Genomic DNA, 12290 nt, shown 5'->3' on the forward strand with positions numbered 1-12290 from the left:
ACGCCCGCCCCCGTACCGCCGCTCAGCCGTCCAGTTCCCCGATCGTCGCCGTCGAGGGACCCCGCTCCGCCCGCAGCTCCCGCGCCACGTCCTGCGCCCCGCGCAGCACCCGTACCGCGTTGTGCCACGTCAGCTTCGACAGGTCCTCGGGCGACCAGCGGCGGGCGAACAGTTCCGCGATCAGGTTCGGATAGCCCGCCACGTCCTCAAGGCCCTGCGGTGTGAACGCCGTGCCGTCGTAGTCTCCGCCGATGCCGATGTGGTCGATGCCCGCGACCTCGCGCATGTGGTCCAGGTGGTCGGCGACCGTCGCCGCCGTGGCCGCCGGGCGCGGGTTGGCCTCCTCGTAGGCCCGCTGGATCTTCATCCCCGACTCGGTCGTGTCCAGCGGGTGCGCGCCGTGCGCGCGCATGTTCTCGTCGGCGGCCTTCGTCCAGGCGATCGCGGCGGGAAGGATGAACTTGGGTACGAAGGTGGCCATCGCCACTCCGCCGTTGGCCGCCAGCAGTTCCAGCACGTCGTCCGGGATGTTGCGCGGGTGGTCGCAGACCGCGCGCGCGGAGGAGTGCGAGAAGAGGACGGGCGCGGTGGAGGTGGCGAGCGCGTCGCGCATCGTCGTGGCGGCCACGTGCGAGAGGTCGACCAGCATGCCGGTGCGGTTCATCTCGCGTACGACCTCGTGGCCGAAGGGCGACAGTCCGCCCACGCCCGGCTCGTCGGTGGCCGAGTCCGCCCAGGCGAGGTTGTCGTTGTGCGTGAGCGTCATGTAGCGCACGCCCAGGGCGTACAGGGCGCGCAGCGTGGCGAGGGAGTTGTTGATGGAGTGGCCGCCCTCGGCGCCCATCAGGGAGGCGATCCGGCCCGTGCGGCGGGCGTTCTCCATGTCGTCGGCGGTGCGCGCGGCGGCGAGGTCGTCGGAGTAGCGGGCGATCATGCGCCCGACGACGTCGATCTGCTCCAGGGTCGCGCTGACCGCCGTGTCGCCGGCCATGTCGGAGCGTACGTACACCGACCAGAACTGCGCCCCCACGCCGCCCGCCCGCAGCCGCGGGATGTCGGTGTGCAGGTGCGCCGACTGGTCGTCGGCGATGTCGCGGCGGTCGAGGTCGTAGCGGACCTGCTCGCGCAGCGCCCACGGGAGGTCGTTGTGCCCGTCGACCACGGGGAAGTCTTCGAGCAGTTCGCGGGCCTGCTCCAGATAGTCCTCGGTGCCCATGGTGGCCCTCACTTCCCGAAGCCGAAGGCGTCGTGGCCCGCGACCTTCGAACGGAGGCGTTTGCCCTTGTCCGTCGCCTGTTCGTTCAGGTGCTGCTGGAAGTCCGTCATACGGGTCCGCAGCTCCGGGTCGTGGGCCGCGAGGATCCGCGCGGCCAGCAGACCGGCGTTGCGCGCTCCTCCTACGGAGACGGTGGCGACCGGTACGCCCGCCGGCATCTGGACGATCGACAGGAGCGAGTCCATGCCGTCCAGGTACTTCAGCGGTACGGGGACCCCGATGACCGGCAGCGGCGTGACCGAGGCCAGCATGCCCGGCAGATGGGCCGCGCCGCCCGCGCCCGCGATGATCGCCTTGAGTCCGCGTCCGGCGGCCCCCTCGCCGTACGCGATCATCTCGCGCGGCATCCGGTGCGCGGAGACGACATCGACCTCGTACGGGATCTCGAACTCGTCGAGCGCCTGGGCGGCGGCCTCCATGACGGGCCAGTCGGAGTCCGACCCCATGACGACGCCGATGAGGGGAGAGCTCATGTGGTGATCGTTCCTCGGAGGTATCCGGCGGCGTGGCGGGCGCGCTCCAGCACGTCGTCCAGGTCGTCACCGTAGGTGTTGACGTGGCCCACCTTGCGGCCGGGCTTCACGTCCTTGCCGTACATGTGGATCTTGAGCTGCGGGTCGTGGGCCATGCAGTGCAGATACGCCGCGTACATGTCGGGGTAGTCGCCGCCCAGCACGTTGCACATGACCGTCCACGGCGCGCGCGGGCGCGGGTCGCCGAGCGGCAGGTCGAGCACGGCCCTAACGTGGTTGGCGAACTGCGAGGTGATCGCGCCGTCCTGCGTCCAGTGGCCGGAGTTGTGCGGGCGCATGGCCAGCTCGTTGACGAGGATCCGGCCGTCGGCCGTCTCGAACAGCTCGACGGCGAGATGACCGACGACGCCCAGCTCGGCGGCGATCCGCAGCGCGAGCTGCTGCGCCTCGCCGGACAGCTCCTCCGAGAGTCCGGGCGCGGGCGCGATGACGGTGTCGCACACGCCGTCGACCTGCCGGGACTCCACGACGGGGTACGCGACGGCCTGGCCGTGCGGCGAGCGCACGATGTTGGCGGCGAGCTCCCGGACGAAGTCGACCTTCTCCTCGGCCAGGACGGGAACGCCGGCGCGGAAGGGCTGCTCGGCGTCGTCCTCCGATCGGGCGAACCACACGCCCTTGCCGTCGTAGCCGCCACGCACCGTCTTGAGGATGACGGGGAAGCCGCCCACCTCCTCGGCGAAGGCCGCGACGTCGGCGGCGTCGGTGACGATGCGGTGGCGCGGGCAGGGCGCGCCCAGCTCGGTGAGCCTGGCGCGCATCACGCCCTTGTCCTGCGCGTGCACGAGGGCGTCGGGGCCGGGGCGTACGGGGACGCCGTCCGCCTCCAGGGCGCGCAGATGCTCGATCGGCACCTGTTCGTGGTCGAAGGTGATCACGTCGCAGCCGCGTGCGAAGGCGCGCAGCGTCTCCAGGTCGCGGTGGTCGCCGACGACCACGTCGCCCACCACCTGCGCCGCGGAGTCTTGAGGGGTCTCGCTGAGGAGCTTGAATCTGAGGCCGAGGGGGATGCCCGCCTCGTGGGTCATACGGGCGAGCTGACCGCCGCCGACCATGCCGACTACCGGGAACGTCACACACCCAGGGTATCCGTCGCCCGGCCCGGGGCGGTCCGGTGGTTGCCGGTCTGGGCCGGTCCGGTGGTTACAGTGGGTCGGTCGGCGCCGTCGCGGCGCCGCGGGAGACTCCACCGACGAGACTGCGTCGTCGACCGAACACACCCACCGGACGGGGCTGAGCGACCAGATGACTGCCGCGCCTTCGCAGCGACAGGCCCTGCGGGAGCGGTTGTCCGTGCTCACGCGCGAGATCGCGAAGTTCGGCGCGGTCGGCGGGGTGGGGCTGCTGGTCAATCTGGTGGTCTTCAACCTCGTACGGCACACCACCGAGCTTCCGGTGGTGCGGGCCAGCGTCCTGGCGACCGTCGTCGCGATCGCCTGCAACTACGTGGGCTTCCGGTACTTCGCCTACCGGGACCGCGACAAGAGCCGCCGTACGAAGGAGCTGACGCTCTTCCTGCTGTTCAGCGCGGTCGGGCTGGTCATCGAGAACGGCGTGCTCTACACGGCGACGTACGGGTTCGGCTGGGACGGGCCGCTCCAGAGCAACGTGTTCAAGTTCCTGGGGATCGGCGTGGCGACGCTGTTCCGCTTCTGGTCGTACCGCACGTGGGTGTTCCGCAGGCTTCAGCCGGAGACGGCGCCCGTGCCCGAGCCGGTGCCGCAGCCCGGCCGGGTCACCTGACCGTCTTCTTCGGCTCCTCGCGTACGCGCACCTCGCGGCTGAGGAACAGCGCGAAGACCGGCGGCTGCTGCTGGAGCAGTTCGAGCCGCCCGCCGTCCGCCTCCGCGAGGTCGCGGGCGACCGCCAGCCCGATGCCCGTCGAGTTGTGCCCGCTGATCGCGCGCTCGAAGATCCGCGCCCCGAGGTCCGCCGGTACTCCGGGACCCTCGTCCGTCACCTCGATCACCGCCTGGTTGCCGGTGATCCGGCTGCGCAGGGCGACGGTGCCGCCGCCGTGCATCAGGGAGTTCTCGATCAGCGCGGCAAGGACCTGGGCGACGGCTCCGGGGGTGCCGACGGCGCGCATGTGCTGCGTGCCCGAGCAGACGATCGCGCGGCCGGCGCTGCGGTAGGCCGGGCGCCACTCCTCGATCTGCTGCTGTACGACGTCGTCGAGGTCGAAGACGATCGCCGAGCCGGTGCGCGCGTCGCGCGAGTTGGTGAGCAGCCGCTCCACCACGTCGGTCAGCCGCTCCACCTGTGTGAGCGCGATCGTCGCCTCCTCCTTGACGGTGTCCGGGTCGTCGGTGGTGGAGATCTCCTCCAGCCGCATGGAGAGCGCGGTGAGCGGCGTACGGAGCTGGTGCGACGCGTCGGCGGCCAGGCGGCGCTCGGCGGTCAGCATCCGCGCGATCCGCTCGGCGCTGGAGTCGAGTACGTCGGCGACCCGGTCCAGCTCGGGTACGCCGTACCGCTTGTGGCGGGGGCGCGGGTCGCCGGAGCCGAGGCGTTCGGCGGTCTCGGCGAGGTCGGTGAGCGGTGACGCGAGCTTGTTGGCCTGGCGTACGGCGAGCAGGACGGCGGCGATGACGGCGAGCAGCGCCACCGCGCCGATGATCATCAGGGTGCGGCCCAGTTCACGGGTGACGGACGCGCGGGACTCCTGGACCGTGACGGTCTCGCCCTGCTCGCCCCGGGCGCTGCCCTTGATGACGCCGCCCTCGGGCGGCTCGCCGATCTCGACGCTCGGGCGGCCCGGGATCTCGACCTTGGCGTACCGCTCGCCGTCGACCTGCTCCCGCAGGATCGCCTCGGTGACGCGCTCGCCGCCGATCAGCCGGCTGTCGACGATGCTGACCAGCCGCACCGCCTCCAGGTCGACGCTCTCCTGGGCACTGCTGCTGATGGTGCGGGTCTCGACGATGACGAGCGAGACCCCGAAGACGGCGATGACGACGAGCACCACGGCGAGCGTGGAGTTGATCAGACGACGGCGCACTGTGCCCTACTTCTGTTCGGCCGGGGCCCGTTCCTCCGGCCCGGGGCGGATCGCCCGTGGGGCCGGGCCGTCCGGCTCAGCTCTTCTCGAAGCGGAAACCGACGCCCCGTACCGTCGCGATGTACCGCGGGTTCGCCGCGTCGTCGCCCAGCTTCTTGCGCAGCCACGAGATGTGCATGTCCAGGGTCTTGGTGGACGACCACCACGTGGTGTCCCAGACCTCGCGCATCAGCTGGTCGCGGGTGACGACCCGGCCCGCGTCCCTGACCAGGACCCGCAGCAGGTCGAACTCCTTCGCGGTGAGCTGGAGCTCCTCCTCGCCCATCCAGGCCCGGTGCGACTCGACGTCGATGCGGACGCCGTGGGTGGTGGGCGAGGCGGCCGGTTCGGTCGCGCCGCGCCGGAGCAGGGCCCGTACGCGGGCGAGCAGCTCGGCCAGGCGGAAGGGCTTGGTCACGTAGTCGTCGGCGCCCGCGTCGAGGCCGACCACCGTGTCCACCTCGTCGGCGCGGGCGGTCAGCACCAGCAGGGGCACGGAATGGCCCTCGGAACGCAGTCTCCGGGCCACTTCGAGGCCGTCCATGCCGGGCAGTCCGAGGTCGAGTACGACCAGGTCCACTCCGCCCTGGAGGCCGGCTTCGAGCGCGGTGGGACCGTCTTCGCGTACCTCCACCTCGTAGCCCTCCCTGCGCAGGGCGCGGGCCAGCGGCTCCGAGATGGACGCGTCGTCCTCGGCGAGCAGTACACGGGTCATGAGGTGATGGTAGTCCGCGCGGAGGAGCGGACGGGCAGTGATCGCCGATGCCTGTGGCTCTGGGATGCGATTGGGTCGGCTGCCTTCGAATGTGACCCGTGGTTCGATGGAAGACCTGTGATCCATGCCTCAAGTCCTTCCATATGCCGCTCTGTCATGCCGTATGGTGGCCTCGCTCCATGTACGACCTGTTGGGGATCTTTGGCAGCTTGTGAGCCGAAGGTCCCCTTTTCATGAACCCGAGCGAGCAAGGATCCCCCCCCATGGCGTCCAGCCTCACCAAGGACTCCCCCGACCCGCCCGATCCGACCGGCGGTCCCCACGGCCCCGGTCACCCCGGCGCCACCCCCGAGAAGACGTTCTTCGGCCATCCGCGCGGTCTGGCCACGCTCTTCATGACGGAGATGTGGGAGCGCTTCAGCTTCTACGGCATGAGGGCTCTGCTCACGATCTATCTGCTCTCCGGCGGCCCCGACGCCTCGAAGGGGCTCCAGGAGGGTGGTCTGGGCCTGACCCTGGCCACCACGACGGCGATCTACTCGATCTATCTGTCGATGGTCTATCTGCTGGCCATGCCCGGCGGCTGGCTCGGCGACCGGGTCTGGGGCCCGCGCAAGACGGTGACGATCGCGGCCTGCACCATCATGGTGGGCCATCTGACGCTCGCGCTGCCGGGTTCGGGCACCTTCTTCGCCGGTCTGGCGCTGGTGGCCCTCGGCTCCGGACTGCTCAAGTCCAACATCTCCACGATGGTCGGCCATCTCTACGACGGCCCGAACGACCCGCGCCGCGACGGCGGCTTCACCATCTTCTACATGGGCATCAACATCGGTGCCTTCTTCGCGCCGCTGATCATCGGCACCGTCGGTGAGAAGTACAGCTGGCACCTCGGCTTCGCGCTCGCGGCCGTCGGCATGGGCATCGGGCTGATCGTTTTCCTGCTCGGCACGAAGCACCTGGCCCCGCGGAGCAGCCACGTCCCGACGCCGCTGTCGCGCGAGGAGCGGGCAAGCTGGCTGACGAAGGGTCTGACCTGGCTGCTGATCGGCTCGGTCTTCTACGGAGTCGTCGTCTTCACCGGCAACTTCACCCTGAACTGGGCGATGGTGCCGCTGACGCTCGCGGGCATCGTCATCCCGGCCGGAGTGCTGATCCGGATAAAGCGCGACAAGGATCTGTCGGCGGCCGAGCAGACGAAGATGTCCGGGTACATCTGGTTCTTCGTCGCGGCCGCGGTCTTCTGGATGATCTACGACCAGGGCGGGTCGACGATCCAGGCGTTCGGTACGACGAAGGCCGCCGGCGAGGTCTTCGGCATCGGCTTCCCGACGTCCTGGTACCAGTCGCTGAACCCCGTGTTCATCATGGCGCTGGCCCCGGTGATCGCCTGGCTCTGGCTCTGGCTGAACCGGCGGGGCAAGGAGCCGAGCACGGTCGTGAAGTTCGCCGCCGGCCTGGCGTTCGTCGGTGTCTCGTTCTTCTTCTTCCTGATCCCGCTGGTCCTGGCGGCGGACGGCACCCTGGTCAGCCCGGTGTGGCTGGTCGGCATCTATCTGATCCAGACCGTCGGCGAGCTGTGCGTCTCGCCGGTCGGTCTGTCGGTGACCACGAAGATGGCACCGACGAAGTACGCCAGTCGGATGATGGGCGTCTGGTTCCTCGCCGTCACGGCGGGCGACTCGGTGACGGGGATGCTCTCCATCGCGGGGGTCGATCTGAGCCGTACGGGAGTGGTCGCCCTGGAGGCGGCGCTGGCCACGCTCGCGGGCTTCGCGATCTTCATGTACCGCAAGAAGGTGCGGGCGCTGATGGGGGACGTGCGGTGACGCGCCGCTGAGAGAAGGTGCGCGGCGCTCTCGATCGCCGGGCGGGCTCTTGATGAGCCCCCCGGCGATCGGGGGCGGAGATCGGCGTCCGGGGGAGCCGCGCGTTACGCCGGGGCCGCCAGGATCGCCCAGACCGTCTTCCCGGGTGCTCCCGGCGTACGGGACACCCCCCAGTCCAGACAGAGCCGCTGCACGATGAACATGCCGTGCCCGCCCGGCCGTCCGGCGCGGTGCGGGGTGCGGGGCGCGGGCTGGCCGGTGCCCCGGTCGGTGACTTCGAGGCGCAGCACCTTGGTGTCGGAGGAGACCCGCAGTTCTTCGGGGCCCTCGGCGTGCAGGCAGGCGTTGGTGACCAGCTCGGAGACGACGAGCAGTACGTCCTCGGCGGCGGCCCGGCGCTCCGCGCTCTCGGCCGGCAGCCAGCCCCAGTCGTAGAGCGCCTGGCGGGTGAAGTCGCGGGCCATCGGAACGATGCCGCTGGCGCTGCCCAACGCCAGGGTGCGTACCCGGCTTTCGGACCCGGCGGAGGTGGTACCCGCGCCGTCCGGCTCGGAGCCGAAATCGCCCGGCTGATACTGCCGGGTGGTGCTCATCAGCGCTTCACCTCACCGATTCACCGGTTCGCCAATTAGTCGTTACGTCGGTACAGAGAGTGCCCGGCCCGTCCTGACGGGCCGCCCGGAGTCTCTTCTGCCCGGCGGAATCGTGACAACACCCACAAGACCTACGCGGGTGGCGTGAGACTTGCAACATCTGATTCCCGCGGAGCCCGCGTACGGCTCCGGGGTCAGTCGGCAAGGGCCGCTTCCAACGACTCGTGCACGGTGAAGACCGCGTCGGCGCCGGTGATCTCGAAGACCCTGGCGACCACCGGCAGCATCGCGGCCAGATGGACGGCGCCGCCGTCGGCCTCGGCCTTGAGGCGGGCCCCGAGCAGGACGTTCAGTCCGGTCGAGTCGCAGAACTCAAGCTGTGAGCAGTCGACCACGAGGCGTACCCGCCCTTGGTCGATCGCTTCCTCCAGGGGTGCGCGCAACAGTTCGGCGGTGTGGTGATCCAGCTCACCCGCCACTGTCACGACCTCACTGCGGCCCTCGGTCCGAACCTCGACCCGAAGCCGGCCCCGATTCGCGCTGCCGACCGTCTGGCGGTCCATGCCCGTCCGTCCCCACTTCTGCCGTGTCGTGCGCCGTCATCAGATGTTTCAGATGGTTGGGAAGTCGTTGCCGGTCGCGGACGTCTTTGTGTCACGCGTCGTTGACGTTCACCGAAACATTACGCCTTTCATGCGTTCTTCGGTAGCCAATCTCCCACGCAATGCGGACATACGTACGAAATGACACTTGCACCTGTCTGCGCTGAACCGATAGGGCTAGTAAAGACACAACCAACAAGACCGAAAACGACCGGCTATGGAGGCGCCGCAAACCGCAGCAGCGCGTATTGGCATCGGCAGCCATATGCCGAGAACGTATGGAGGAGACCATGTCACCCCGGCTCGACGAACCGCGTACCCACGACGCGCCGTCGACAATCCCGTCCGAACCTGACGAGACCGGCGCCACACCCGCGTCCGGTTTCCCGGGCCTCGATGACATGCCAGAGATCCCGCCCTTCGACGAGGTGGGCGCGCTCGACGCCCGGTCCCTGTCGAAGACCCTCTTCGGGCGCCTCGAAGGCCTGGAAGAGGGTACCCATGAGCACGCCTATGTACGGAACACCCTGGTCGAGCTGAACCTCGCCCTGGTCAAGTTCGCCGCCTCCCGGTTCCGCTCCCGCAGCGAGCCCATGGAGGACATCATCCAGGTCGGCACGATCGGTCTGATCAAGGCGATCGACCGCTTCGAGCTCAGCAGGGGCGTCGAGTTCCCCACCTTCGCGATGCCGACGATCGTCGGCGAGATCAAGCGCTTCTTCCGCGACACGTCGTGGTCGGTGCGGGTGCCGCGAAGGCTCCAGGAGCTCCGTCTCGAACTGGCCAAGGCCGGCGACGAGTTGTCCCAGCAGCTGGACCGCGCACCGACGGTCGCCGAACTGGCGGGCCGGCTCGGCATCACCAACGACGAGGTCGTCGAGGGGATGGCGGCGAGCAACGCGTACACGGCGAGCTCGCTCGACGCGCAGCCCGAGGAGGACGACACCGAGGGCGCGCTGTCCGACCGCATCGGCTACGAGGACCACGGGCTCGAAGGCATCGAGTACGTCGAGTCGTTGAAGCCGCTGATAGCGGGGCTCACGGCGCGCGACCGCACCATCCTGTCGTTGCGGTTCGTCGCCAACATGACGCAGTCGGAGATCGGCGAGGAGCTCGGCATCTCCCAGATGCACGTGTCCCGGCTGCTGTCACGCACGCTCGTCAGGCTGCGGAAGGGCCTGACGATCGAGGAGTGACGGCGGCCTCCTCTTCGAGGGCGCGTTCTCCAGGTGGCCCGGCGGCCGTTCCCACGGCTGCCGGGCCACAGGTGTGCGGTGGGGGCTTGGGAGGTCGGATCAGGGGTCGGACAGGGTCGGTTCGGGGGGCGGATCATCCGCGGCGGGCCCGCCTCATCTCGCGGTCGATCGCCCAGGCGTCGGCGACCGGCCCGAGGTGACCGAGCTTGTCGGGATTGATCACCGTACGGATGGTCTGGATCCGCCCGTCGAGGATGTCGAGGGCCACGATGTGGAGCACCTTGCCGTCCCGGTCGCGGTAGATCGCGCCGGGCTGGCCGTTGATCTCGTGCTGCTCGCACGTCACGTCGATCCGGATCAGCCAGGGGAACACCGTGCCCAGCAACCGGGACACGTTCGACGCGCCCATGACGGGCTTGGCCAGCTGCGGGGCCTTGCCGCCGCCGTCGCCGACCATCCGCACGTCCGCGGCCAGCAGTTCCCGCAACCCGCCCACGTCGCCGTCCTTCAGCGCGTCGAAGAACCGCGTCGCCAGCTCCTGCCGCTCCTGACGGTCCGCCGCGAATCGCGGGCGCCCTGCCTCCATGTGCCGCCGCGCCCGGACCAGCAGCTGCCGGCACGCCGCCTCCGAACGCCCCACCGCCGCCGCGATCTCGTCGTACTCGAAGGCGAACACCTCCCGCATCAGGAAGACGGCCCGCTCCGGCGGGCTGAGCCGCTCCAGCAACAGCAGCGCCGCCATGGACACCGAGTCGGCCAGCTCCACCGAACGCTCCGGATCCTGATACGGATCACTGAGCAGCGGCTCGGGGAACCACGGGCCCACATACGCCTCACGCCGCACCCGCGCGGAGCGCAGCACATCGATCGAGATCCGGGTCACCACGGTCGACAGGAACGCCTTGGCCGACGTGGGCCGGGTCGCCGAGCCGTCGAAACGCAACCACGTCTCCTGCACCGCGTCCTCGGCCTCGCTCACGCTGCCGAGCAGCCGGTAGGCGATCGAGAACAGCAGTGGCCGCAGCTCCTCGAACTCGTCGACCTCGCTCACGTCTGAATCCCTTCCGTCTCAGTGGAATCGTCCGGGCTCGTAGTCGCCGGCCGGCTGCCGCGTGATGATGTTCAGCCGGTTCACCGCGTTCATGAAGGAGACCAGGATCACCAGGGTGGTGAGCTGCTCCTCGTCGTAGTGCTCGGCGGCGTACGCCCACGCCTCGTCGCCGACCCCCTCGGCCGCGTCCGCGACCCTGGTCCCCTGCTCGGCCAGCTCCAGCGCGGCCCGCTCGGCCTCGGTGAAGACCGTGGCCTCCCGCCACGCCACGACCAGATTCAGCCGCACCGAGGTCTCACCGGCCGCGGCGGCCTCCTTGGTATGCATGTCGATACAGGCGGCGCAGCCGTTGATCTGACTGACACGCAGCGCCACCAGCTCCTGTGTCACGGCCGGCAGCGGGGATTCCTTGAACGCCTTGCCGGTCGACATGAAGTACTTGAGGACCTTGCCCGCGGTCGGGCTGGCGAAATAGTTCAGTCGCGCGTCCATGGTGCGCTCCTCCGGATCGTCGTCGGTGTCTGCATTCCCTGAGACGAGACGGCGCCGCGCCCTGTGACACGGCGCGCGACGGATCCGGGGGTCAGCCGACGCGCCGCAGCGCCTTCTCGCGGCGTTCCGACACGCTCGAACCCGACTCGCGCCGGGCCATGCGGCGCAGTACGAGGGGGGCGAGCGCCAGGCCGAGTACGGCCCAGAGGCCGAGCACTCCGGCCGTCTCCCACTGGCGCCAGGACTCACCGATCTCCACGGTGACCGCGGCGTCCGGGAGGAGGGCGGAGCGCATGCCCAGGCCGAGCCAGTAGATCGGGGTCGCCTGACCGAGCCACTGCGCCCATTCCGGCAGCGAGGTGAGCGGGTAGAAGATGCCGGAGATCGCGATCATGGCCAACACCGGTAGCTGGATGAGACCTTGACCCCGGGCGCTGGTGAACACCGAGCCCAGGATCGCGCCGAGGGGGAGGGTCGCGGCCATTCCGAGGAGCAGGACCCAGACGACGGTGAGCCAGGATCCGGCGTCGCCGACCGCGAGGCCGTCGATGATGAGCAGGCCGGGGATCAGCAGGATCGCCAGGTCGGCGAGCAGGCCGCCGCCGACCGTGACGACCTTGCCGATCAGATAGGCGGGCATGCCGTCGGGTGTCGCCTTGGCCCGTAGCAGGGTGCCGTCCTCGCGTTCGGCGGTGAGGGTCTGGCTCATGCCGACCATGCCCATCGCCACGTTCATACCGAGGATGCCGGGCAGGGCCAGGGTGCCGAGCATGAGCCCGCCGGAGCCGAAGGCCGAGTCCCGCAGGAAGTACATCACCGTCAGCATCAGGGTGGGCCAGAGCAGATGGGACAGCAGCTCACCACCGTTGGTGAAGGACTGCCGCAACTCGATCAGGCCGCGGGACCAGCCCGCCCTCATCGCGCGCGTGGTGGGCTTGGACCTGGCAGTCACGTACACCGCCGCGT

The 12290-nt window shown here is 69.7% G+C and carries 13 protein-coding genes; 3 read left to right on the plus strand and 10 right to left on the minus strand.

Annotated features, from left to right (window positions below):
- Positions 1–22: 22 nt before the first annotated feature.
- The 3 genes from P3L51_RS13495 to P3L51_RS13505 are packed head-to-tail and all read right to left on the minus strand — an operon-like array spanning position 23 to position 2885.
- On the minus strand, positions 23–1216 hold the full coding sequence (locus P3L51_RS13495) for a dipeptidase (RefSeq protein WP_354605413.1): 1194 nt from the start codon (positions 1214–1216) through the stop codon (positions 23–25).
- Positions 1217–1224: 8 nt separating this feature from the next.
- The gene (gene purE, locus P3L51_RS13500) at positions 1225–1749 is read right to left on the minus strand and encodes a 5-(carboxyamino)imidazole ribonucleotide mutase (RefSeq protein ID WP_354605414.1); all 525 of its coding nucleotides are present in this window, start codon (positions 1747–1749) and stop codon (positions 1225–1227) included.
- On the minus strand, positions 1746–2885 hold the full coding sequence (locus tag P3L51_RS13505) for a 5-(carboxyamino)imidazole ribonucleotide synthase (RefSeq protein WP_354605415.1): 1140 nt from the start codon (positions 2883–2885) through the stop codon (positions 1746–1748). Before P3L51_RS13505 ends, purE begins: the two co-directional genes overlap by 4 nt.
- Before the next feature lie 169 nt (positions 2886–3054).
- Between P3L51_RS13505 and P3L51_RS13510 the strand changes: the two genes are divergently transcribed.
- Positions 3055–3552 (plus strand): GtrA family protein, encoded by a 498-nt coding sequence (locus P3L51_RS13510; protein WP_354605416.1) that lies wholly within the window; start codon positions 3055–3057, stop codon positions 3550–3552.
- Here P3L51_RS13510 and P3L51_RS13515 read toward each other — a convergent pair.
- A complete protein-coding gene (locus tag P3L51_RS13515) occupies positions 3545–4810 on the minus strand; it encodes a sensor histidine kinase (RefSeq protein ID WP_354605417.1) in 1266 nt (421 codons plus the stop codon). The genes P3L51_RS13510 and P3L51_RS13515 overlap by 8 nt on opposite strands.
- Positions 4811–4886: 76 nt before the next feature.
- On the minus strand, positions 4887–5564 hold the full coding sequence (locus P3L51_RS13520; RefSeq protein WP_354605418.1) for a response regulator transcription factor: 678 nt from the start codon (positions 5562–5564) through the stop codon (positions 4887–4889).
- A gap of 263 nt (positions 5565–5827) precedes the next feature.
- Here P3L51_RS13520 and P3L51_RS13525 point away from each other — a divergent pair, with 263 nt between their 5' ends.
- A complete protein-coding gene (locus P3L51_RS13525; protein WP_354605419.1) occupies positions 5828–7390 on the plus strand; it encodes a peptide MFS transporter in 1563 nt (520 codons plus the stop codon).
- 104 nt (positions 7391–7494) lie between these two features.
- Here P3L51_RS13525 and P3L51_RS13530 read toward each other — a convergent pair whose 3' ends face one another.
- Both P3L51_RS13530 and P3L51_RS13535 read right to left on the minus strand, forming a co-directional pair.
- A complete protein-coding gene (locus P3L51_RS13530) occupies positions 7495–7983 on the minus strand; it encodes an ATP-binding protein (RefSeq protein ID WP_354605420.1) in 489 nt (162 codons plus the stop codon).
- Between the two features lie 194 nt (positions 7984–8177).
- Positions 8178–8546 (minus strand): STAS domain-containing protein, encoded by a 369-nt coding sequence (locus tag P3L51_RS13535; RefSeq protein WP_354605421.1) that lies wholly within the window; start codon positions 8544–8546, stop codon positions 8178–8180.
- Positions 8547–8875: 329 nt separating this feature from the next.
- Between P3L51_RS13535 and P3L51_RS13540 the strand changes: the two genes are divergently transcribed.
- Positions 8876–9781: an RNA polymerase sigma factor SigF gene (locus P3L51_RS13540; protein ID WP_354605422.1), complete on the plus strand. Its 906-nt coding sequence runs from the start codon at positions 8876–8878 to the stop codon at positions 9779–9781.
- Positions 9782–9914: 133 nt separating this feature from the next.
- Here the strand turns inward: P3L51_RS13540 and P3L51_RS13545 are convergent, their stop codons facing one another.
- From P3L51_RS13545 to P3L51_RS13555, 3 genes are all read right to left on the minus strand, one after another.
- On the minus strand, positions 9915–10832 hold the full coding sequence (locus tag P3L51_RS13545; RefSeq protein ID WP_354605423.1) for an RNA polymerase sigma-70 factor: 918 nt from the start codon (positions 10830–10832) through the stop codon (positions 9915–9917).
- 18 nt (positions 10833–10850) lie between these two features.
- On the minus strand, positions 10851–11324 hold the full coding sequence (locus P3L51_RS13550) for a carboxymuconolactone decarboxylase family protein (protein WP_354605424.1): 474 nt from the start codon (positions 11322–11324) through the stop codon (positions 10851–10853).
- Positions 11325–11415: 91 nt separating this feature from the next.
- Entirely contained in the window at positions 11416–12243 is an 828-nt protein-coding gene (locus P3L51_RS13555; protein ID WP_354605447.1) for an ABC transporter permease, read from the minus strand.
- Positions 12244–12290: the final 47 nt, after the last annotated feature.

Origin of the sequence: Streptomyces panacea (assembly GCF_040560175.1) — a bacterium.
Classification (GTDB): domain Bacteria; phylum Actinomycetota; class Actinomycetes; order Streptomycetales; family Streptomycetaceae; genus Streptomyces; species Streptomyces panacea.

Excerpts from the sequence above, each read along its gene's own strand:
- P3L51_RS13495 (WP_354605413.1), bottom strand. The coding sequence starts at position 1,216 with ATGGGCACCGAGGACTATCTGGAGCAGGCCCGCGAACTGCTCGAAGAC.
- purE (WP_354605414.1), bottom strand. The coding sequence starts at position 1,749 with ATGAGCTCTCCCCTCATCGGCGTCGTCATGGGGTCGGACTCCGACTGG.
- P3L51_RS13510 (WP_354605416.1), top strand. The coding sequence starts at position 3,055 with ATGACTGCCGCGCCTTCGCAGCGACAGGCCCTGCGGGAGCGGTTGTCC.
- P3L51_RS13520 (WP_354605418.1), bottom strand. The coding sequence starts at position 5,564 with ATGACCCGTGTACTGCTCGCCGAGGACGACGCGTCCATCTCGGAGCCG.
- P3L51_RS13525 (WP_354605419.1), top strand. The coding sequence starts at position 5,828 with ATGGCGTCCAGCCTCACCAAGGACTCCCCCGACCCGCCCGATCCGACC.
- P3L51_RS13530 (WP_354605420.1), bottom strand. The coding sequence starts at position 7,983 with ATGAGCACCACCCGGCAGTATCAGCCGGGCGATTTCGGCTCCGAGCCG.
- P3L51_RS13535 (WP_354605421.1), bottom strand. The coding sequence starts at position 8,546 with ATGGACCGCCAGACGGTCGGCAGCGCGAATCGGGGCCGGCTTCGGGTC.
- P3L51_RS13540 (WP_354605422.1), top strand. The coding sequence starts at position 8,876 with ATGTCACCCCGGCTCGACGAACCGCGTACCCACGACGCGCCGTCGACA.
- P3L51_RS13550 (WP_354605424.1), bottom strand. The coding sequence starts at position 11,324 with ATGGACGCGCGACTGAACTATTTCGCCAGCCCGACCGCGGGCAAGGTC.
- P3L51_RS13555 (WP_354605447.1), bottom strand. The coding sequence starts at position 12,243 with ATGAGGGCGGGCTGGTCCCGCGGCCTGATCGAGTTGCGGCAGTCCTTC.